Below are 22670 nucleotides of genomic sequence, written 5' to 3'. Positions count from 1 at the left end.
TTTTTATTGTAAATGAGTTGGGTTAAACTATAAATATGAGTGATGTGCAATATTAATCATTGTTTTTGTTGGTTTTTATTTTTGTTAAGATTTGATAATTAAGATATTGATGTTGAATATATATACAGGCATTCAATTTTTTAAAAGCTAAAATGTATAAATTGGATGCTAATAGAAATAGCACTGTTTATACAAAACTCAGCATTGTTGTTTAAGAAAAAATGAATAATCACCTGACTTTATTATTTTAAAGCTAATTAAAGTCAGGTGCTGAGCTATTAAAACTTATTCAGTTTCAGCTTGATAAAAAGGTGCATGAGAACGAGGTAGGGCTTTGCGGCCACGGATTTGATCCGCGATTTTTTCAGCCATCATAATGGTGGTTGCATTTAAGTTACCTGTGATAATCAGCGGCATAATCGATGCATCCACCACACGTAAACTTTGCAGGCCATGCACACGACCTTGTCCATCGACTGCCGCCATATCATCTTCACCCATTTTACAACTACAGGATGGATGATAAGCCGTTTCAGCGTGATTACGCACAAATTCGTCTAATTCAGCATCGCTACTCACATCTTTTCCAGGACTGATTTCTTCGCCACGGTAAGGATCAAGCGCAGGTTGCTGCATAATTTCGCGGGTGATTCGAATCGCGTCACGAAATTCCTGCCAGTCTTGTTCTGTCGACATGTAGTTAAATAAAATACTTGGATGATCGAAAGGGTTTTTAGATGTCACCTGTACTCGACCGCGTGAAGGTGAGCGCATCGAACCGACATGGGCTTGGAAGCCATGCTCTTTGACGGCATTGCTGCCATTATAGTTAATCGCAACAGGCAAGAAGTGGTATTGAATATTTGGCCAAGCAAACTCTTTGGATGATCGAATAAAGCCGCCTGCTTCAAACTGGTTGCTTGCTCCAATCCCTGTTCCGTTAAACAACCACTCTGCACCAATTGCAGGTTGTTTTTGCCATTTTAAAGCAGGGTAGAGAGAAACAGGTTGCTTACACTTATATTGTAAGTACATTTCTAAATGGTCTTGCAGGTTTTCACCGACACCCGGTAAGTCATGCACGACTGGAATGTCGAGAGACTGAAGTAAAGTACTTGAACCAACACCCGAACGTTGCAAAATTTGCGGTGATGCAATCGCTCCAGCACAGAGTAGAACTTCCTTATCGGCATAGACCTGAAGCAAGTTGTTTTGATTAGCACCTTGAATATATTCAACACCAATCGCTTGTTTGCCATTGAACAAAATTTGATTGGTCATGGCGTGGGTAATAATAGTTAGATTCGCGCGACCTTTGGCCATATCCAAATAGCCACGTGCGGTGCTTGAACGTCGACCTTTAGGGGTTACGGTTCGATCCATTGGACCGAAACCTTCTTGTTGATAACCATTTAAGTCATCGGTGCGTGGATAGCCTGCTTGCACACCCGCTTCAACCATGGCGTGGAATAAAACATTATTGTCTGCTTTAGGTGTGGCTACAGAAACAGGGCCAGCATCGCCATGATAATCATTGCCACCAATATCACGGGTTTCAGCTTTTTTGTAGTAAGGCAGGCAGTCCGCATAACTCCAATTTTCAAGACCTTTAAGGCTGGCCCATTGTTCTAAATCCATGGCATTTCCACGGATATAACACATGCCATTAATGAGGGACGAACCACCTAAGCCTTTGCCGCGACCACATTCCATACGGCGGTTGTTCATGTGGGGTTCTGGGTCGGTTAAATACGCCCAGTTATAACGACGGCCTTGTAAGGGATAGGCCAAAGCCGCAGGCATTTGGGTGCGAAAGTCGAGGCGATAATCAGGTCCACCCGCTTCGAGTAACAGCACTGAAACATTGGGGTCTTCAGTTAAGCGAGCAGCCAGTACGTTACCCGCAGAACCTGCACCAATAATAATATAATCGTAGTGTTGAGAATGCATAATGATCCTTTTTCTATGGCAGGGCCACGTTGCATGAGAACGTGGCCACATGTTGAGTTGAGGATGAAAAAAGAATAAATAAAAATGGAGTAAGGATTTAGATAGTTAAAATTCAGACTTTAAAAAATACTTTGGTATTCACCCAGTTCAACTTGAACTGATTTGATGCGAGTATAGTGTTCAAGTGTGGTGATGCCATTTTCACGTCCGACTCCTGACTGTTTATAACCACCTACAGGCATTTCAGCAGGGGATTCACCCCATGTATTAATCCAGCAAATACCTGCCTCAAGCTGATGGATAATACGATGTGCTTGGGAAATATCTTGTGTTACCACACCCGCAGCTAATCCATAACTGGTGTTGTTGGCACGCTGAACGGCTTCTTCAATACTGTCATAGCTTAAAATGCTCATAACTGGACCAAAGATTTCATCTTGCACAATGTGTATGTCGTCATGACAGTCAGTGAACACGGTTGGTAATACATATGCACCTTGAGCAAGTGCTGCTTCAGTGGCACGTTGTCCACCAATCAATAAGGTCGCACCTTGTTGTTTGCCTGACTCAATATAAGACAAGACTTTTTCCATATGCGGAAAGCTGACTAAAGGTCCAAAGTTGGTTTCAGCCTGCATCGGGTCACCGATACGGATACGTTTTACACGCTCAATCACTGCTTGTTCAAATGCAGTCTTGAGGGTTTGTGGTACAAACACACGGGTGCCATTGGTACATACTTGACCTGAGCTAAAGAAGTTCGCCATCACCGCAATATCGGCTGCGCGATCAAGGTTGGCATCGGCACAAATAATCAGAGGTGATTTTCCACCGAGCTCCATGGTGACTTTTTTGAGACTAGAAGCTGCAGCACTGGCCATGACCTTTTTACCCGTTGCCACACCACCTGTGAATGAAATTTTTTGAATATCTGGGTGTTCAGTCAACCATTGACCCACTTCAGCACCAAAACCTTGTACAACGTTGAAAACCCCAGCAGGTACGCCTGCTTCAGTATAGATCTCTGCCAACTTTAAGGCGGTAAGAGGGGTCACTTCGCTGGGTTTAAAAATCATGGCATTCCCAGCAGCAAGGGCCGGAGCTGATTTCCAAAGTGCTATTTGGATTGGATAATTCCAAGCACCAATGCCTGCCACCACACCTAAGGGTTCACGGCGTGTGTAGAAAAAACTACTTTCACGTAGCGGCACTTGTTCACCTTGAATGGCCGTTGCAAGTCCTGCGTAGTACTCTAAAACGTCTGCACCAGTGACAATATCGACAGTAGAGGTTTCACTGAACGCTTTCCCTGTATCCAGTGTTTCTAGGCGAGCTAACTCGTCATTATGAGCGCGTAAAATATCGACTGCACGACGTAAAATACGGGCGCGTTCGACCGCTGTTTTGGCAGCCCATTCACGCTGTCCTTGTACAGCACTTTGCACAGCTGAATCGACATCAGCTTTAGAGGCTTGCTGAATAGTGGCAATGACCTGACCTGTAGCAGGGTTGATACTGTCAAAGCTTTGACCACTGGTGGCATTGACATATTGTCCGTGAATATAAAGCGAGTGAAGCTGTACATTATTCATTTTGTTGTTCCTGCCGTATCTGTTGAATTAAGCGAAGTTGCATATCGACATAGTCGTATGCAATAGAACGTGCCAAATCACGATCAAATGCTTGATGACCACTTAAACTTCCACGTAACCATAAGCCATCAATCAGTGCTGCTAGCCCTTTAGCGGCTTGGCTTGCTTGGGCCTTTGGCATGAGCTGCAAGAAATGAAACTTCAAATTTGAATAAAGCCGTTGATCATTAATTCGTTGCAGCCGACCTAAGTCGGGTAGGTGCATACTGGCAGACCAAAAATCGAGCCAAACCCGCATAGCAGTGTTGTTGACCTGACTGATGTCAAAGTTGGCATCAATAATGGCTTTGAGCGAATGTTCTGGACTGGGCTGCGCCACCTTTGCTTTATAGCTCGCCATGGTTTCAGCTAAGACATTGAGCATTTGACGCATGCAACTGTGAATAAGGCCTTGTTTATCACCAAAATAATGACTCACAATGCCCGTAGAAAGCTGTGCTTTTTTCGCAATTTGAGCAATGGTGGTGTTGGATAAGCCCACTTCATAAATGACTGCATAGGCAGCATTAATGATTTCTTCACGGCGCTCATGCTCAGGTTTTACTCTACGTTTATTCATGACAATCCAGAACAATTTGCCTTAAATTTAAAGGCGTTAGATTCAATAACTTACATGGAAAGCATCATAGCATTTTTTTATGATACTTTTTATTGATTGAACGTTCAATCAATAAAAAGTACACTTATGGTTAAATTCAAAGCAAAATATTGCTAAATTGCTTTGAGTATTCGACATAACTTTTTATTTATCAAAAGGATGTGTCATAAGGGTTTAATCTCAGGACATCTTTCAGAAAAGTGAGCTGATGAGCTATAGGCTTACGGTTTTATACTTTTTTTGAGCTGAGAAAACTCTTATAGTCATGTTGAAGGGAGATATGTGTAAGATTCCTATCGAAATATCGATGAATAAGGGTGGCTCACATTTTAAAACTGTGTAGCAAATGCACCTCATAAATGATTTAGACCTTCAGGTTTAAAGAAGATAGCGTTTTTATTCCTGATAAAAATACTGTCGTTTTCGTTAGTCGATTTTTAAGCTCTCGATCACGAGAAGTTTAAAAATTGGCTTTTGTCTTTTTTATTTACTTTCTTGAGGATTGTATGGCGACAGATAATCCAAGAGCAGTTGATGATCAAACATTAGCGCCTAAAGACCGTTTAAATGGTGTGGTCTTTTATATTTCAGCTCTCATTATTTTAATTTTTTCTCTTACTACCATTTTGTTTAATGATTTTGCTAATCGGACCTTAAATACGGTCTTGGCATGGGTAAGTTCAACTTTTAGTTGGTATTACTTACTGGCAGCGACCTTGTATATGGTCTTTGTCATTTTTATTGCCTGTTCTCGCTATGGCAACATCAAATTAGGCCCCAAACATTCCAAACCTGAATTTAGTCTTTTAAGTTGGTCTGCAATGTTGTTCTCAGCTGGGATCGGCATCGATTTAATGTTCTTCTCGGTGGCGGAACCTTTATCCCACTATATGCATCCACCTGTGGGTGAGGGGCAGACCCTAGAAGCTGCACGTCAAGGCATGGTGTGGACGCTGTTTCACTATGGATTAACTGGGTGGTGTATGTATGCCTTGATTGGCATGGCATTGGGGTATTTCAGTTATCGCTATAATCTACCACTGACCATTCGCTCTGCTTTATATCCGATCTTTGGGAATAAGATTCATGGGCCGATTGGTCATAGTGTTGATACCGCAGCAGTTATCGGGACTATCTTTGGTATTGCTACGACCTGCGGAATTGGGGTGGTACAGCTGAACTACGGCTTACATGTGTTGTTCGATTTACCCGAAAACCTCTGGATGCAAACTGCATTAATTGTGGTTGCGGTGGTAATGACCATTATTTCAGTGACTTCAGGGGTGAATAAGGGACTGCGAGTTCTCTCCGAGATCAATATTTATGTTTCTGTCGGGTTGATGCTATTTATTTTGTTTTTAGGCAATACCGAATTTCTATTGAATGCTTTTGTGCAAAATATTGGGGACTACATTAACCGTTTTCCAAGTATGACTTTGGAGAGTTTTGCCTTTCAACAACCGAAAGAATGGATGAACAGTTGGACATTATTCTTTTGGGCATGGTGGGTGGCTTGGTCACCATTTGTAGGTTTGTTTTTAGCACGTATTTCACGTGGTCGAACCATTCGTGAGTTTGTTAGTGGAACTCTCATTATTCCTCTGTTTTTCACACTTACGTGGTTATCAATTTTTGGAAATAGTGCACTACATAGTGTGATTTTTGATGGTAATTTAGCCCTTGCACAAAGTGTCATTGCCAACCCAGCACATGGTTTCTATGACTTGCTAGCACAGTATCCATGGTTTCCGTTTATTGCAGGTGTAGCCACAATTACTGGCTTACTCTTTTATGTGACCTCAGCGGACTCTGGTGCACTGGTATTGGGTAATTTCACCACTCAATTTACCAATGTTGACCATGATGCGCCGCGATGGTTGAGCGTATTTTGGGCTGTAGCTATTGGTTTGTTGACCCTTGCAATGTTGATGGCTAACGGGATTACGGCACTACAAAATGCCACGATTATTATGGGGTTGCCGTTTAGTTTTGTGATGTTCTTGGTCATGGCAGGTTTGTATAAATCACTGCGGTTAGAAGACTACCGACAAGCCAGTAGCAGTTTAAATGCCGCACCCGTGGTGGGCAATGTCGACATCCTCAACTGGAAAAAGCGTTTGTCCCGAGTCATGCACCATCCAGGAACAACTGATACTCGGCGTATGCTCGATGACATTTGCCGACCGGCTGTGATGGCGGTTGCAGAGGAAATGCAAAAACGAGGTATCGACATCAGTGTTCAAGAGAGTGCACTAGAAGAAGACCCAAATCTGTATCACTTAGATTTGATGATACATTTGGAAGAAGAACAAAACTTTGTCTATCAAATTTGGCCAGTGCGTTATATCGCGCCGACCTTTAGTGAGCGTGGCAAACTGGGTAAACGGTTCTACTACCGTCTTGAAACCTATTTGTATGAAGGTTCTCAAGGCAACGACCTTGTTGGTTATACCAAAGAGCAAGTGATTAATGATGTGCTGGATCGTTATGAACGTCACATGACCTTCTTACATATCAATCGAATCAGTCCGGGGAATCGTCCCTTATTTCCAGACCCTCAAGGATAATTAGGAGGAACCATGTTGACCTCATATTTACATGCTTTTGCTTTGTTTTTCTCATTGCTGAATCCGTTTTTAATGAGTATTTACATGATTGGCATGATTCGGAACTCCGAAGCTAAAGTGTTTAATAAGGCCTTGATTCAGGGTTGTCTCATTGCCTTTATAGTATTTATGCTGTTTGCATGGGGCGGAGAAGCGATTTTTAGTAAATATTTAAATGTACGCTTTGAAGCCTTTCAAATATTTGGTGGTCTGATCTTCTTGGTGATTGGTTATCGCTACGTGTTTCAGGGGGCAGATACCATTGGTGAAATGCGTGGTGCGCCTGAGCATTTGGCAGGAACCATTGCGATGCCTTTTATGATTGGTCCAGGAACCATCAGTGCTGCTGTGGTGACAGGTATGGCACTGCCAATCAGTGGCGCAGCCATGATTATTTTCCTGACGTTGGCGTTGACCTGTGGCTTGATGATTTTAATGAAATTTGCACATGATCATTTGCGCTATAAGCATGCCAAATATATTGACCGTTATGTTGATATTGTTGGGAGACTGTCGGCCTTACTGATTGGAACCATTGCGGTAGATATGATTATTAATGGCATTATTGGTGTCATGGCTGAAATGTAGAATCCACAAATAGCAGACAATAAAAAAGCCCTCAGTCAATGAGGGCTTTTTTATTTAACTGAAGAACCAAGTGTAATAACCCCAGATCATCAGTGGCCACGATAGAAACGGGCTAAACAGCCATTTCCAAATCCAGTGGCGTGGCACGAAGCCAACACCGTGGATAAAGCCACCTGAGATACCAATCATGATATACATCAGCGCACTGTGGCTATAGTGACCATTGTCATCCAACATAGCAGCAGGATGCACTAACAACACCGCTGCAAGTGGAAAAGCCAATAGGCAGGAAATTAGCATCGCAAATTTGTTCGGCTTTTTATCTACAGTTTGGTTTTCCATAGCAACGTCTGTCATGGTTTATTCCTCATCAAGGTCTTGATGGTGTTCGATATACAAAGCACTGAGTACACCTGCAAAGCAAGCCATCAAAATGCCGAGAATCCATGCAAAATACCACATAATTTGATCTCCTTAGACACAGCCTTAGTAAAGGCTGTGTGAATTCTCTTTAATGTGTGTGTTGGTAATAACACCCCACATTTTGTAGTAACACCAAGTGGTATAGCACAAAATGAGTGGGACAAAGATACATGCAGCAACTGTCATTACAGTTAACGTCGTTTTACTTGAAACTGCATCCCACATGGTCAAGCTTGCAACAGGTTGAATGCTTGATGGCATTAAGAATGGGAACAGCGCAAAACCAGCAGTTAAAATTGCACCCACGACCGCTAAACTTGAACCTAAGAAGCTAAAGCCCGCTTTGTTTTTGCCTGCTGCAAGCACCACAATCAAACCACCTAAGATACCTGCGATAGGCGCAATCATGGTAATTGGGTAAGTCGAGTAGTTGTTCATCCAGCCATGGTTGGCATTAGTCAAGACTTCTTTTGCCAATGGGTTAGCAACACCGTTGGTGTCAAATGGAGTGACTAAGGTATAACCTTCGATTCCACCGAAGTACAACCAAGCACCAGCACCTAAAAAACAGATGAGATAAACAATGCCCATCAGTTTCGTTGCTTGTGCTGAGCGTCTGCGTAAGTCACCATCGGTACGAAGCATGAGCCATGCACCGCCGTGTGCACACAACATTGATAAGCTAACTAGGCCGCAGACTAATGCAAATGGGTTAAGCAGGGCAAAGAAGCTCCCTGTATAAGTTGAACGAACAGTGTCATCTAAACTAAACGGCACGCCTAAGAACATGTTACCAAATGCTACACCGAAGACCAGCGCAGGCACAGCACCACCAACTGCTAAACCCCAGTCCCATGACGTACGCCATTTGGTATTTTGTAGTTTAGAGCGGTAGTCAAAACCTACAGGTCGTAAGAATAGGGCAAACAGTACCAACAGTAGCGCCCAATACATGCCTGAGAATGCAGTTGCATAAACCATTGGCCATGCGGCAAACAATGCACCGCCAGCAGTAATGAACCAAACTTGGTTACCGTCCCAGTGCGGAGCAATGGTATTGATGGCTGCACGGCGTTCTTCATCTGTTTTGCCCACAAATGGCATGATCGCCATAGAGCCCATATCGAAGCCATCGGTGAGAGCGAAGCCAATAAGAAGGACACCGACCAGAACCCACCAGATAATTTTGAGTAATTCATATTCGATCATGCTTGAGTCTCCTCATTACGAGCTGCTTCAAGTTTTTCAAAGTGGTATTTACCAGTGTGAAGCGAACTTGGACCAAGACGTGAGAATTTGATCATTAAATACATTTCAATAATCAAAAGAACGGTATAGAACGCAGCTAAGGCAGCGATAGAACCCCATACATCACCTGTGCTTAAGCTCGATGCTGACAAGTGTGTAGGTAAAACTTCACCAATCGTCCACGGCTGACGACCTACTTCTGCAACATACCAACCTGTTTGTGCAGCAATCCATGGTAGAGGCAGAGCGAAAAGTGCGAACTTCAGTAACCATGGTTTGTTTTCTGCATTGCGTTTTGCCACAGCAAAGGTTGCTAGAGCAAATAACAACAGCATAAGGAAACCAGATACAACCATGGCACGGAATGCCCAGAATAAGCTTGGCACGTGCGGAATCGTGTCTTTTGCAGCAGATTTGATTTGATCTTCAGATGCATCAACCACATTTGGTGTGTATTTCTTCAGCAGTAAGCCATAACCCAAGTCTTTTTGAGTTTCAGCAAAGGCAGCTTTTAGCTCTGGAGAAGTATCACCCGCACGTAGTTTTTCCAGTTGTGAGTAAGCCACCATACCGTTACGAATACGATCTTCGTGTTGTACGATCAAATCTTTAATGCCAGTCACTTCTTTGTCTAAAGAACGTGTTGCAATAAGACCCATCACATATGGAATTTTCACTGCATAATCTGTAGTCATGGTTTCTTTATTTGGAATACCAAACAAAGTAAAGGGTGCAGGTGCAGGGTGAGTATCCCATTCCGCTTCAATGGCCGCGAGTTTAGTTTTTTGAACATCACCCAGTTCATAACCTGACTCATCGCCCAGTAAAATCACTGAAAGTGTTGAAGCTAAACCAAAAATTGCGGCAATGGCAAATGAACGACGCGCAAACGGAATATCGCGTTTTTTCAGTAAGTAGTAGCTTGAAATAGCAAGGACGAAAATCGCGCCTGTCACATAACCCGCAGACACGGTATGTACAAATTTTACCTGTGCAACTGGGTTAAAAATGATAGCACAAAAATCGACCAGTTCCATGCGCATGGTTTCATAGTTAAATACAGAACCGACAGGGTTTTGCATCCAACCATTTGCAACCAAAATCCATAAGGCAGACATATTAGAACCGAGTGCAACCAGCCATGTCACACATAAGTGCTGCACTTTGGATAAGCGATCCCATCCAAAGAAGAACAGACCGATGAATGTCGATTCTAAGAAGAATGCCATTAATCCTTCAATGGCTAATGGAGCACCGAAAATATCCCCCACATAGTGAGAGTAATATGCCCAGTTAGTCCCGAACTGGAACTCCATGGTTAAGCCAGTAGTGACCCCTAAAGCGAAGTTAATACCGAAGAGTTTCCCCCAAAACTTGGTCATGTCTTTATAAATTTCTTTACCTGAAATCACATAGGTGGTTTCCATAATGGCAAGAATAAAGGCAAGCCCCAGTGTAAGTGGAACAAAAATAAAGTGATACATCGCGGTCATAGCGAACTGGAACCGCGAAAGATCGACCACGCTTTCAGATATCATCAACGTGTCTCCTTGATTGGGGATGGATTGCCTGCAATACGCTCAGCAACTTGATTGTCAAAATTTTTAGGAATAGTCGGGGCGTCAAACCAGATGTTCTTAATGACCATTAAAATAATCACCTTAATGATTAAAATGGCCACAATCTCTCTGGTGACTTTTTGATTGAGATTTTTGGGGACTAAGCTCATTTCACAAAGCCTATTTTTTAACTTGCTTTATATTATTAAACAAAAACATACAAAAGATAAATAGTCTTTAAACTTAAATAAAAAATATATTATTAAGTCTTTTAAATACATAAACTTAAAATAATGATGTGATGAAAAATAAACTAATATTTTTGTATTTTAAAGTTGACCAAATTACTTATGTTTATATTTAAATACCTGACTAAAATACTTGTATATATTTATTTTAAATCCGACTAAAACGCTTATATTTAACGTTCATCGTTATTTTATTGATAATTCGTCTTAAGATAATAAAAGTGATAGGGCTTTTAAATGATGGATTTTAACGGATATGAATCATGGATGATTTGATCTGTCGCATACATCACAAGGAAATTAGGAATTGAAAATCGAATTAATATTTAAAAAGTCTTTTATTGTGTCATATAAGCTTGAAGGCAGAGGCGGGGAGTAAAATTCTCATCCTGAGCTTATTCTGGGTAAATTTTCTTAGAATCCAGAAAGCTGGATTGTAAATGAAAGATTGCTTTGAAAAGATTGAGCAAGAAGATGAGGCAAGGGTTCGATTTAAACAGCACGTTGTGAGGCGTTTGTTGGAGGTTGACGCTGTATCAAGATCTTGGTAGGGGTAGTGTAGGCCATGGCAAAGGATAAACATGCTCATACAGACGTACAGCGTTGAAATGGGATTTGATTGAGTGTTTGTTTAGCGCGTACTTTCGCCGCTAAAAAGTTGATTGGATTTTGAAATTTTCTTTGCTATGTAATGCGACTTTTTTAGACGAATGAGAATAATTTGTGACTGAAACTCAAGCTCACCAAACTCAGGCTCAACTTGTACATAGTGGAGTTGGCCGTATTCATCGCGAACGCGAGCTTGAGCCGAAAAACCGGGGCGTGCATTCCCGCTGGAGATGGTCGCCAGACGACCCAGTAAGTTGGTTTGTTTTTTATCTGGTCTGGGTTTAATAACTTGATCCAAACAGTGGATCATAAAAACGGTAAAGAAAATTGCAATAATCAGTGCGGGCAAGATTAGATAGTAAGCCGAAGTAAACGTTTGTTCTTTGGCGTAGATACAGAACTGAAGGAAATAACCTGCAACACTAAAATTAAGTAAGAGAAAAACCACAATCAGCACTTTAGAAAACTTAACGTCTAGCAGTGGAGATTCAGTTAGTTTTTGCGGGGAGAGCCTTTTGAGGAAATGACTTGGGCGTGATTTAAAAAAGTAGCCTAAGGTTTCCACCATGCTGAGTATGACTAAAGTCAATAAGCTGAAATGAAAGAGCATCAAGTCAGGGTGATGTAGCAACTCATACATGGTGAACGTCCAATTTCATTATTCTTCTGTGAGATAAATCCCACCGTCAGAATGCACGGTAATCGCTACTTTTTCAAGTGCTTCGCCTTGGCATGGGCCAGAAATGCATTCACCTGTTTCCACCATAAATAGCGCACCATGGGTCGAACATTCAATAAATTCTTGGTCGCGGTCTAAAAACTGGTTTTCCAAAAATTCAAGTTCAACTTGCAAATGTGGGCAAATGTTTTGGTAAGCAAAGAAGGCGCCGTCACGTTGGGTGATAAAAATCGTATCCCCTTTAGGTGTTTCAAAAGAGCGCGCTTCGCGTTCTGGGATGTCTTCCGTCATGCAAATTTTTTGCATCATGCACATTCCTTTTGCAGTTGTTGGAACAATTCAGCGTAATTTGCCACAGCCAAACGAGGGCCAATCTGAGACACCACTTCACTTGAAATCAAAATTGCAAGTTGCGCAGCTGTATGTAAGCCTAAGCCCGCATTCACTGCATAAAGGAAGGCACCAGCAAAGGCATCACCTGCACCATTGGCATCGATAGCGTGTACTTTACGACCTGCGACATTAAATGTTTCCTGTGCATTTGAAATAAGTGCACCTTCAGCGGAAAGCGTAATCACCACATGCTGGCTCAGTGTTTTAAGTTTTGCTAAAGCCGCCTCAACTGTTTCAGTTTCGGTGTACATCATGGCTTCTTGCTGGTTACAGAACAATAAGTCCACACCATCCGCTATCATTTCATCTAGACCATGACGCGCGTATTGCACCATCGCAGGGTCAGATAGGGTTAATGCAATTTTAACACCATGGGCTTTGGCAATTTCACGAGCCTGCTTAACAGCTACACGTGCGCTATCGCTGGTTGAAAGATAGCCTTCGATATAGAGCCATTTCGCGGTTTTTAAGGGTTCAAAGTCAATCTGTTGTTCAGTTAACTCGGCCGTGATCCCCAAATAGGTATGCATAGTGCGTTCAGAGTCTTCACTGACTAAAACCATACACGTGCCTGTTACGCCTTCACTGATTGATTTTTCAGTGTTTTTAATGCCTGCTTCGTGTAAACCATTGAGGTAAGTTTGCCCTAGTTCATCATTGCCCACGCGGCATGCATAAAATGCTGAAGCACCCAAGGCACTAAAAGCAACGGTGGTGTTGGCTGCTGAACCACCTGAAGCCTGACCTTTATAGCTTTGTGTTTCTTTTAATTTTTTGTAAAGATCTGCTTGTGTTTCACCATCAGTTAACTGCATAGTGCCTTTTTGCAAATGTTGTTGAATAAGGAAGTCGTCAGAGACTTTAAATTCTTGGTCGATTAGTGCATTACCAATTGCAAAAAGATCAACAGTTGCCATGTCTTTTTTCGTCACGTATTGAAAATAAAGCGACATTTTACACCAATGCTCAAGATTGCTGTAGTTTGTTGAGGAAAATTCATTTTATTTACGTGGCAAATGTAGTGAAATGGCTTTGCTCATATTCAAGGAAGTTTAGATGGAAATTTTAATTCAAGCGGCAGAACAATTACCTCCTCAAATACAAGCTTTAGCACAACTTGCAGCAAAAGAAGGATATGAACCGTTGACCCGCTTGATCGAAGAATATCAAAGTGGAAAAAACCGTTTTGATCAAAAGGGTGAAGTATTGCTATTGGCCTATGATCAAGACCAATTAATTGCCTGTGGCGGTTTAAATCAACAATGGGGTGAAAATGAAATCGAGGCGCGGATTGGGCGCGTACGTCGTTTTTATGTACATCCTAAATATCGTAAGAGCGGTGTAGGTCGTCAGTTGTTGGCGCATTTAGAAAAATGTGCACGTCCGAACTTTTCTGCACTGTGTTTAAATACCGCAGATTTGTCCGCAGCCAGTTTTTATCAAAAGCAAAACTATGTTTTTGTAGAAAGTCACCCGAACTATAATTATTTTAAATATCTCATCTAGTTTTACTTTCTGAGAGCGCTTCCCTCAAAAAGACTGAAATTTGGAAAGCAGTGAGATGCTTTTCAAATTTGCAGCAAATTACTCGGGTTTTCAGCGTGAAATTTTTTGACAACTAAAGCTATAATGCAGGCAGTGTATTAATTATTGTTAGGAGATCACATGACTGTAGATGTCACTGAAACCATTTCTCAAACTGTACATCCTGCGTTTCAGTTGGTACGTCAACACCATGTTGAAGCTTTAGACATTTTAGTGTCTGAATATAAACATAAAGTCACAGGGGCAGTGCATTATCACTTGGCCACCAATCATGATGAAAATGTATTCTTGGTTGCATTTCGCACCCAACCTATGGATTCAAAAGGCGAAGCGCATATTTTAGAGCACACAGCACTGTGTGGTTCGGAAAAATTTCCTGTTCGTGATCCGTTCTTTTTAATGATTCGTCGTTCACTGAATACTTTTATGAACGCCTTTACTGCGGCGGACTGGACAGCGTATCCATTTGCGACTCAGAATAAAAAAGATTTCCAAAATTTACTTGAAGTGTATTTAGATGCGGCTTTTGCAGCCAATTTGAATCCGCTGGATTTTGCCCAAGAAGGGATCCGCATTGAGCTTGAAAACGGTGAGCCTGTTTATAAAGGTGTGGTTTTCAACGAAATGAAAGGGGCAATGAGTTCGCCTTCAGACCAGTTATATCATCAGTTAGCGCATCACTTATTTCCTGAAACCACTTACCACTACAACTCAGGTGGCGACCCTAAAGATATTCCAGACTTGACTTACCCTGAGTTGGTGGATTTCTACAAGTCGCATTATCACCCAAGTAACGCAGTTTTCATGACCTTTGGTAATGAGCCTGCTTACAATCTACAAGAGCAGTTTGAAACTTTAGCTTTGGCGAAGTTTTCAAAAGGTGAAACGCTCTTTTCTAAAGAAGAGCGCCGTTTGACTGCGCCGCTAGAAGTGACTGAAACCTATGCGGTAGATGCAGAAGATTTAAAAGACAAAACTTATCACATCATTTCGTGGTTATTGCCTAAAGCCAGTGAGATCAAACTGCGCTTAGGTATGCGCCTTGTCGAAGGTGTGTTGTTAGAAGATTCGGCTTCTCCGTTACGTCATTACCTTGAGACCTGTGGTTATGCACAGTCTACTGGCCCGATTATGGGGGTCGATGATTCAAACTACGAAATGACCTTCTACTGTGGCGTACAAGGTTCAAACCCTGAACATACAGCTGAGTTTAAAGCGGGTGTGTTTAAGGTTTTAGAAGACGTTGCTTCAAAACCTGTCGACCAAAACATGGTGGATGCGATTTTACATCAAATTGAATTGCACCAACGTGAAATCAATGGCGACGGCATGCCTTATGGTCTAAGCCTCATTTTAAATGGTTTGGGTAGTGCGATTCACCACAGCGACCCAGTCACTGTATGGGATGTAGACTCAGCCATTGCTGCGGTGAAAGAAGAACTCAAAGATCCAATGTGGTTGTCAAACTTAATCAAAACCTATTTGATTGATAACCCACACCGAGTACAAATGACTTTGGTGCCTGATGCCAATAAGTCTACAGTGGAAGCAGCAGCAGAAAAAGCACGTTTAGCCGAAATTGGTGCGCAGCTAACAGACGCTGAAAAAGCAAAAATTGAAGCACAAACTGAAGCACTTAAAGTCCGTCAAGATACCCCAGATGACCTTAATCTTTTGCCGAAAGTGGGCTTGGAAGATGTGCCTGCTGAATTGCAAATTGTACAAGGGCAGTTACGCGAGATTATCTCAAATCGTATCGATTATCCGTTGAATCTTTATCATGCGGGTACGAATGGTATTTACTACAATCAAGTCCTGATCCAAATTCCGCAAGATGTAGTGCAATCACCTTACTTTAACTTGCTGTCTATTTTGATGGGTGAGGTCGGTGCAGGCCAGTATGACTATTTAGAACTACAACAACTGCAAACTGCGGTGAGTGGTGGTTTAGGTATGGGCGCCTCTTTACGTTCTCAAGTAAATGACAAAAATCAAATCAGTGCATGGTTAACGCTGACCACAAAATCGTTGGTGAGTAATTTTGACAGTATTGCTTTGTTGAAGTTGGCATTTGAACAACTTCGTTTTGACGAAAAAGATCGCATTGTTGAGTTATTGCAACAACGCAAAACCCGTTGGGCATCACGTCTTTCAGGTTCAGGCCACAGTTATGCCATGCAAATTGCAGGACGTAACCACAGTGCTTTGGCAAAACGTGATTATCACAACACAGGCTTGGGTGCATTAAACTGGTTAGGCGATCTAGTCAGCCGTATTGAAAATGATGCAGCAGCTTATGATGATTTGATCAATGAATTAAAAGCGATTCATTTAAAACTTTTACAAGCACCGAAACAGTTCTTGTTGGTCTGTGAAGAACATCAGTCAGACCGTTTAGTTGAAGAAGTTCAAAATGTGTGGGACAAGTTAGCTATTCCTGAACATACTGTAAGTTTGAAAACGGCTGAGCAGATCGATACCGATGCAGATGAGGCGTGGTTAATTCAAGCCAATGTTCAATTCTGTTCATCGGCTTATCAAGCCGTTGAGGTGTCACATCCAGATGCTGCACCGCTGATGGTACTGGCAGCGTACCTGCGTAATGGTTTCTTACACAGTGCAATTCGTGAAAAAGGTGGGGCTTATGGTGGTGGTGCAAGCTATGATGGCAACGCATGCTCATTCCGCTTCTATAGTTACCGTGACCCGCGTTTGGCTGAAACCTTCAATGACTTTGAAGCCAGTGTGCAATGGTTGCTAAATACTGAGCAAAAGCCACATCAGCTTGAGGAAGCAATTTTAGGTTTGATTGCTGGTATGGACAAACCAGGTTCGCCAGCGGGTGAAGCGATTACGGCATGTTATGCACTTTTACATGCACGTACACCGGCTTTCCGTAAGCAGTTACGTAGCCGTCTTTTGGCTGTGGGTTTAGAGGACTTGCAACGTGTGGCGGTACAATACTTGCTTGAACAAAAACCAACGAAAGCCGTGGTTGCACCTATGGCGAAGCGTGATACTTTAATTGAGTTAGGTTTTAGTATTCAACAAGTTCAGTAAAACAATAAGAGGGTCATATGGCGTTCAAATCATTTGAGCGTTCAACTTTAGTACTGAGCATGACTGTGCTCAGTACTTTGGGTGTCGCTAAAACACATGCACAAATTTCCGAAGTACCTGCAGCTCCTGCAACAGCCGAGGCATGTGTTGCATTGGCATCGAATGCAGACCGTTTGGCTTGTTATGATGCATTATTTAAAATTCCTGAAGCGGTAAAACCACGTATTGTTTCTGAACAACGTGCAGCCATGGAAATTGCGCCAGAACCTGAAAATATCACAGGGAAGATTGCACAAAGTGTAAGCTCTGTCTTTGCTTCGGAAGGCCCTAAAATATCACCAAATTTATCTTTAATGGATAGTCGTTGGGAGCTTTCACCAGAAAGTAAATTGGGGACTTGGAATATTCGTGCCTATCAACCTGTGTATTTAATGCCTGGTTTTTGGACGACAGATAAAAATGAATATCCGCAAAGTCCAAATCCGACCAATACGGTGGATGAAGATCAGAACCTAAAGTCAATGGAAGCGAAATTCCAATTGTCTTTAAAAACTAAAGCTGTGGAAAACTTATTTGGGGACAATGGTGATGTTTGGTTAGGTTATACCCAGTCTTCTCGTTGGCAGGTGTATAACGGTGAAGAATCACGTCCGTTCCGTGAAACCAACTATGAGCCTGAAGCCAGTTTAGTCTTCCGTACCAATTATGAACTATTGGGTTTAAATGGTCGCTTACTGGGATTAACTTTCAACCACCAGTCTAATGGTCGTTCCGATCCGTTGTCACGTAGTTGGAACCGTGTCATGTTGAATGTGGGTTTTGAAAGAGACAACTTTGCGCTCATGCTGCGCCCTTGGTATCGCTTAGACGAAGATGCAGGTGATGATAATAACCCTGATATTAAGGATTATGTTGGACGAGGTGACTTAACAGCATTCTACCGTTGGAATGAACATGACTTTTCACTCATGTTGCGTCATAGCTTAAAAGGTGGCGATGATTCGCGTGGTGCTGCACAGTTTGACTGGGCTTTTCCTATTTCAGGGAAGTTGCGTGGCCATTTCCAGTTGTTTGATGGTTATGGCGAAAGCTTAATTGATTATAACCACCGAGCGACTTATGTGGGCTTGGGCGTGTCCTTAATGAATTGGTACTAATTTAGAAACATAAAAAACCACGTTTGATACGTGGTTTTTTTATGTTTAAGTTTTAGGTGTTTTAACCAATTTGAATATCGGCAGTTGGGTGCTTTAGACGGCTCTTTTTCGGGGTTGCAATCAGGTAGGCCAGCGTTAAAGGACCTAAACGACCTGCAAACATCAAGAGCATCAGAATAAATAAACTTGCAGGTTGAAGCTCACCGGTGATGCCGCGTGACAAACCGACAGTGCAAGCAGCGGAAATGGCTTCAAATAACAAATCCATAAACTGATGATTAGGTTCGATTAAAGATAAACTAAAGATGCCTAAGAAAATAAGTGCTGCAGTAATAGAGACGACAGCCATCGCTTTAAAAGAGGTTTTTTGAGAAACAGAGTGATTGAACACACGAATTTCATCTTCGCGTCGAAGGAAGCTAATCACGCTGAGTAAAACAATAATAAAAGTACCTACTTTAATCCCGCCTGCGGTACTCATCGAGCCGCCCCCAATGAACATCAGTAACATGGTCACGAGGGTCGAGGCATCTTTCATTTGTGCCAAATCGAGGCTGTTAAAACCCGATGAACGAGGCACGGTGGCATGGAACCATGCATTTAAAGCTTGGTCACCTAAGCTCATTGGCGCTAAGGTGAGGGGATTGTTCGATTCAATTGCCCATAAAAGAACAAAAGCAATCAGGTTCAAACCTGCAATGGTGGATAAAATCAGTTTGCTATTGGTACTTAAGCCTTTCCAACGTTTGCTGCGTTTAATGTCCATTAATACCACAAAACCTGTCCCACCAATGATGTATAGCATACTGATGGTAAAGGTAATGAGATACTGACCAGAGAAGCTCATTAGACTGTTGGGGAACAGTGAAAAGCCACCATTGTTAAATGCGGATACACTATAAAAAGCCGCATAAAACAGAGCTTGGTTGAAGTTGTAATCCTCTAACCATGCAATGGTCAAAATAACTGTGCCAATTGCCTCAAAAAATAAGGAATACAGCAGTACCCCTTTAATGGTGAAGGACACTTTGGATAAGCTGGTTTGGCCAATGGTCTCTTGCGCCATGATTTGTTGCTTTAAACCCAGTTTAGTTGACAGACTCAGTGCCGCTAAAATTGCAAAAGTCATAAAGCCTAAGCCACCAATTTGAATCAGCAGCATGATGATGATTTTACCTGTTACGGTAAAAGTTTCACCGACATTCACCACAGACAGTCCAGTAATGGTGACTGCTGAGCTGGCGGTGAACAAAGAGTTAATCCAACTGAGTTCACCGTGGTGTGAAATGGGTAGCTTTAATAATAGAGTCCCAATAATAATAAAGCTCAAAAAACCCAAGGCCAGCAGGCTGGGCGGGCTTAAATTAATGGTGCTGTTTTGTTGGGTTTGCCATTCTTTGACTTTTTTCATGATTTGAACCGTGCTGAAAGACGACGTAATGTTTCAACTAAACCTTCAACAACTAGAATATCACCCACTTGTAAAATTAAATTGGGGTCAATGCTGTACAAAACGTCTTTGCCACGTTTATGGAGTAATGTTTTCACATCAGGTGCTTGATCCATCAGTTGGCGGAAGCGAGTCCCTTGCAGTTTTTCATCAATTTCAATTTTGACAATATAGTGGTTATCTTCAAGCGCCATATAGCGACTGACCATGGGGTAGCATAAAGACTGCGCAATCCGCACGCCCATGTCCTCTTCAGGGTGAATAATTTTACTAATCCCTAAATGGCTTAAAATCATATGGTGCGACTTTGATTTGGCTTTGACCCAAATTTTTTCAACCCCAATATTTTTGAGGTGCAGTACACACAAAATACTGGCTTCAATATTTTCACCAATTGCGACCACCACGGCATCGCAGTTTTTAATATTTAATTCATCGAGGACATGTTCATCTGTTGCGTCGGCGATGACAGCATGGGTCACCTGCTCAGAAATATTTTCAACATATTTTTTTTCACTATCGATACCAATGACATCATGTCCCAGTTCAATGAGTTGAGTTGCAACTGTGGCTCCAAAGCTTCCTAAACCAATCACTGCAAATTGTGCCATGTCATCTTTCCTTTAAATTTTTTTATACGTCGATTGTTAACGAATGTTGTGCCAAATTTCACAAGATGTCATCTTTATACAGACACGCTATTTTCGATCAACCGCGCTTTGCCTTATACCAATATATCACTCATCCAAAGGAGTATATAAATGCGGAAGACACTGTATGAATCCCTGAGGGTCGCGTTTCCAGAATTGAATGATACCGCAATTCCAGAAGAACAAGATGAGTTCGAGCACTTTGTACGTTGGTTGAATAGCTATTATTCAAACATTCAAAAAATAGAACTCGATGATTTTCGACAAAATGGTATTGATGAATGCCATCGCCTCCAACAGCTAGGTATTGACTTAGATGAGCTGAAAAACCAAATTAATGATGATATGGCGTCTTTTTATCAAATGTATGACAGTGAGGAAGAAGAAACCTCAGACATGCATGGTTATGATTTTGAATTTAGTTTTGATGTTATTTTTAACCACATTAAAATTTTTATCGAGCTTTATGAACTCAGTTTACTGGTTATTGAGCGGGAAAACCCTTATTGGCTGTTGGTGCCGCATAATGATGAGCTGATCGATAGAATTATTGTTACGTATAACCACACGTTTGGTGATGAAGAGCCGATGCAGCTCATAGAATAAAACCGCCTCGAAGGGCGGTTTTATGTATGTATTAAATCTTTTATTTTAAGAAACGTTGATAACCTAGGTTATTGGTAATTTCTTCATATGGATACGAAATACTTTCTAAAGTTTCAATCAAACCATCTGGGTTTTGTTTCGCATCACTTGCTTCTAAACCAACAAGGACACGACCTTCCGCCGCACCGTGGTTACGGTAGTGGAATAGGGTAATGTTATGCGTAGGACCAAGGCGTTCGAGGAACATTAACAGTGCACCTGGACGTTCAGGGAACTCAACACGGAACAAACGCTCATTTTCAAGGTCTGCATGACCACCAATTAGGTAGCGAATATGCAGTTTTGCTACTTCATCATCAGATAAGTCATCGACATCAAACTGGGTTTTCAGTGCTTCGAAAATATCGTGACGTTCTTTTTCGCCACCTTTTAAGCTAATGCCGACAAAGACTTGCGCTGCACTGGCATCACTTGCACGGTAGTTAAACTCAGTGATATTTCGGCCTTGTAGCGCTCGGCAGAAATTCAGGAATGAACCTTTTTTCTCTGGAATAGTCACAGCAAAAATAGCTTCTTTACGTTCACCCAATTCAGTGCGTTCTGCAATATAACGTAAACGGTCAAAGTTCATATTGGCACCACATACAATTGAGACGATGTTTTGCCCAATTAGCTCGTGTGTTTCAACATATTTTTTAATCCCTGCTAAGGCCATCGCACCCGATGGTTCAACGATGCTACGACATTCATCATAGGTGTCTTTAATTGCAGCGCAAATTTCATCGGTATTGACCAAAACCACTTCACGTTCAACGATCGGGCCTGAGTTATCCGACTTTTGGAGTTGAATCACTTCAAATGGTTTTTCACCAATTTGTGCTACAGCTGTGCCATCAGCAAATAAGCCGACTTGAGGCAGTACAACACGTTCACCTGCTTCAAATGCGGCTTTTAAACAAGCAGATTCGTCATATTCAACAGGAATGACTTTAACATGCGGTGCAACATCGCCTAAGTAGGCCGCCACACCAGCAATTAAACCGCCGCCGCCAACAGCGACGAAAACGTAGTCGACATCGCGCCATTGACGCAAAATTTCATTGCCAATCGTACCTTGACCTGCCATGACCAGTTCATCGTCATAGGGTGGAATAAAGCTCATACCATCTTCTGCAGCACGTTGAATTGCATATTTGTTTGCAACATCAAAAGAGTCGCCATGGAGAACCACTTCACCGCCTAAGCGTTTGACCGCCTGAACTTTAATATCTGGGGTGGTTTTCGGCATCACAATAATGGCACGAATCCCGAGTTTTTTACCTGACAGTGCTACGCCTTGGGCATGGTTGCCAGCAGATGCAGTAATCACGCCACGTTCAAGTTGAGCTCTAGGAAGTTGGCTAATGCGGTTATAGGCACCGCGTAGCTTAAATGAAAAGACTGGTTGTAAGTCTTCACGTTTAAAACGAATGTTGTTATTGAGTTTCTCACTAATTCGAGGTGCCGCTTCGAGTGGAGTTTCGATTGCAACATCGTAGACAGTTGCTTGTAATATTTGTCGAACCAAACGAGACAGCATGTTAATTTCCCATTTAACAGTTTAAAATAGAGGATCATTGTAACAAACCCCTGTACATTTGGGCTGTAAA

The 22670-nt window shown here is 42.0% G+C and carries 20 protein-coding genes; 6 read left to right on the top strand and 14 right to left on the bottom strand.

Annotation, left to right across the window (positions count from 1 at the left end; genetic code table 11):
* Positions 1-285 precede the first annotated feature (285 nt).
* From betA to betI, 3 genes are all read right to left on the bottom strand, one after another.
* Positions 286-1950 carry a choline dehydrogenase gene (gene betA, locus WH214_RS15475; protein WP_339422554.1) on the bottom strand — a complete coding sequence of 555 codons (1665 nt, stop codon included), beginning with the start codon at positions 1948-1950 and terminating at the stop codon, positions 286-288.
* A 119-nt stretch (positions 1951-2069) separates the two neighbouring features.
* Complete coding sequence (gene betB / locus WH214_RS15470) at positions 2070-3542, bottom strand: betaine-aldehyde dehydrogenase (RefSeq protein ID WP_339422555.1); 1473 nt, start codon at positions 3540-3542, stop codon at positions 2070-2072.
* Positions 3535-4161: a transcriptional regulator BetI gene (gene betI / locus WH214_RS15465; RefSeq protein WP_339422556.1), complete on the bottom strand. Its 627-nt coding sequence runs from the start codon at positions 4159-4161 to the stop codon at positions 3535-3537. The genes betB and betI overlap by 8 nt, the downstream gene beginning before the upstream one ends.
* A 545-nt stretch (positions 4162-4706) precedes the next feature.
* Between betI and WH214_RS15460 the strand changes: the two genes are divergently transcribed.
* Complete coding sequence (locus tag WH214_RS15460) at positions 4707-6767, top strand: choline transporter (RefSeq protein WP_332476731.1); 2061 nt, start codon at positions 4707-4709, stop codon at positions 6765-6767.
* Positions 6768-6779: 12 nt separating this feature from the next.
* The gene (locus WH214_RS15455) at positions 6780-7394 is read left to right on the top strand and encodes a MarC family protein (RefSeq protein ID WP_004981851.1); all 615 of its coding nucleotides are present in this window, start codon (positions 6780-6782) and stop codon (positions 7392-7394) included.
* A gap of 54 nt (positions 7395-7448) precedes the next feature.
* On the opposite strand, the gene WH214_RS15450 is transcribed toward WH214_RS15455, so the two are convergent.
* From WH214_RS15450 to WH214_RS15415, 8 genes are all read right to left on the bottom strand, one after another.
* The gene (locus tag WH214_RS15450) at positions 7449-7751 is read right to left on the bottom strand and encodes a cyd operon YbgE family protein (RefSeq protein WP_004696655.1); all 303 of its coding nucleotides are present in this window, start codon (positions 7749-7751) and stop codon (positions 7449-7451) included.
* A gap of 3 nt (positions 7752-7754) precedes the next feature.
* Positions 7755-7856 (bottom strand): cytochrome bd-I oxidase subunit CydX, encoded by a 102-nt coding sequence (gene cydX / locus WH214_RS15445; protein WP_002120988.1) that lies wholly within the window; start codon positions 7854-7856, stop codon positions 7755-7757.
* A 24-nt stretch (positions 7857-7880) separates the two neighbouring features.
* Positions 7881-9026 carry a cytochrome d ubiquinol oxidase subunit II gene (gene cydB / locus WH214_RS15440; protein ID WP_004981849.1) on the bottom strand — a complete coding sequence of 382 codons (1146 nt, stop codon included), beginning with the start codon at positions 9024-9026 and terminating at the stop codon, positions 7881-7883.
* Positions 9023-10603 (bottom strand): cytochrome ubiquinol oxidase subunit I, encoded by a 1581-nt coding sequence (locus tag WH214_RS15435; RefSeq protein ID WP_339993799.1) that lies wholly within the window; start codon positions 10601-10603, stop codon positions 9023-9025. Before WH214_RS15435 ends, cydB begins: the two co-directional genes overlap by 4 nt.
* Positions 10603-10794 carry a cytochrome oxidase putative small subunit CydP gene (gene cydP / locus WH214_RS15430; RefSeq protein ID WP_004696660.1) on the bottom strand — a complete coding sequence of 64 codons (192 nt, stop codon included), beginning with the start codon at positions 10792-10794 and terminating at the stop codon, positions 10603-10605. Before cydP ends, WH214_RS15435 begins: the two co-directional genes overlap by 1 nt.
* 709 nt (positions 10795-11503) lie before the next feature.
* A complete protein-coding gene (locus tag WH214_RS15425; protein ID WP_087012400.1) occupies positions 11504-12121 on the bottom strand; it encodes an OB-fold-containig protein in 618 nt (205 codons plus the stop codon).
* 18 nt (positions 12122-12139) lie between these two features.
* The gene (locus tag WH214_RS15420; protein ID WP_010326961.1) at positions 12140-12451 is read right to left on the bottom strand and encodes a Rieske (2Fe-2S) protein; all 312 of its coding nucleotides are present in this window, start codon (positions 12449-12451) and stop codon (positions 12140-12142) included.
* 14 nt (positions 12452-12465) lie between these two features.
* A complete protein-coding gene (locus WH214_RS15415) occupies positions 12466-13470 on the bottom strand; it encodes an adenosine kinase (protein ID WP_339993797.1) in 1005 nt (334 codons plus the stop codon).
* Positions 13471-13609: 139 nt separating this feature from the next.
* Here WH214_RS15415 and WH214_RS15410 point away from each other — a divergent pair, with 139 nt between their 5' ends.
* The 3 genes from WH214_RS15410 to WH214_RS15400 all read left to right on the top strand — a co-directional run bounded on the left by WH214_RS15410 (position 13610) and on the right by WH214_RS15400 (position 18315).
* Positions 13610-14059 carry a GNAT family N-acetyltransferase gene (locus tag WH214_RS15410; protein WP_339422557.1) on the top strand — a complete coding sequence of 150 codons (450 nt, stop codon included), beginning with the start codon at positions 13610-13612 and terminating at the stop codon, positions 14057-14059.
* A gap of 159 nt (positions 14060-14218) precedes the next feature.
* A complete protein-coding gene (locus WH214_RS15405; RefSeq protein ID WP_339422558.1) occupies positions 14219-17158 on the top strand; it encodes an insulinase family protein in 2940 nt (979 codons plus the stop codon).
* Between the two features lie 17 nt (positions 17159-17175).
* Positions 17176-18315 carry a phospholipase A gene (locus WH214_RS15400; protein WP_339422559.1) on the top strand — a complete coding sequence of 380 codons (1140 nt, stop codon included), beginning with the start codon at positions 17176-17178 and terminating at the stop codon, positions 18313-18315.
* A gap of 61 nt (positions 18316-18376) precedes the next feature.
* Here WH214_RS15400 and WH214_RS15395 read toward each other — a convergent pair whose 3' ends face one another.
* The gene (locus tag WH214_RS15395; RefSeq protein ID WP_339422560.1) at positions 18377-19726 is read right to left on the bottom strand and encodes a TrkH family potassium uptake protein; all 1350 of its coding nucleotides are present in this window, start codon (positions 19724-19726) and stop codon (positions 18377-18379) included.
* On the bottom strand, positions 19723-20376 hold the full coding sequence (locus WH214_RS15390) for a potassium channel family protein (RefSeq protein WP_058869788.1): 654 nt from the start codon (positions 20374-20376) through the stop codon (positions 19723-19725). Before WH214_RS15390 ends, WH214_RS15395 begins: the two co-directional genes overlap by 4 nt.
* Positions 20377-20526: 150 nt before the next feature.
* On the opposite strand from WH214_RS15390, the gene WH214_RS15385 reads away from it, so the two are divergent.
* The gene (locus WH214_RS15385) at positions 20527-21021 is read left to right on the top strand and encodes a hypothetical protein (protein ID WP_339422561.1); all 495 of its coding nucleotides are present in this window, start codon (positions 20527-20529) and stop codon (positions 21019-21021) included.
* Positions 21022-21061: 40 nt separating this feature from the next.
* Here the strand turns inward: WH214_RS15385 and ilvA are convergent, their stop codons facing one another.
* Positions 21062-22600: a threonine ammonia-lyase, biosynthetic gene (ilvA, locus tag WH214_RS15380; RefSeq protein ID WP_004981822.1), complete on the bottom strand. Its 1539-nt coding sequence runs from the start codon at positions 22598-22600 to the stop codon at positions 21062-21064.
* Positions 22601-22670 lie beyond the last annotated feature (70 nt).

Origin of the sequence: Acinetobacter sp. MYb191 (assembly GCF_037572605.1) — a bacterium.
Classification (GTDB): Bacteria; Pseudomonadota; Gammaproteobacteria; order Pseudomonadales; family Moraxellaceae; genus Acinetobacter; species Acinetobacter johnsonii.
This window is presented reverse-complemented; position numbering and strand designations above follow the sequence as displayed.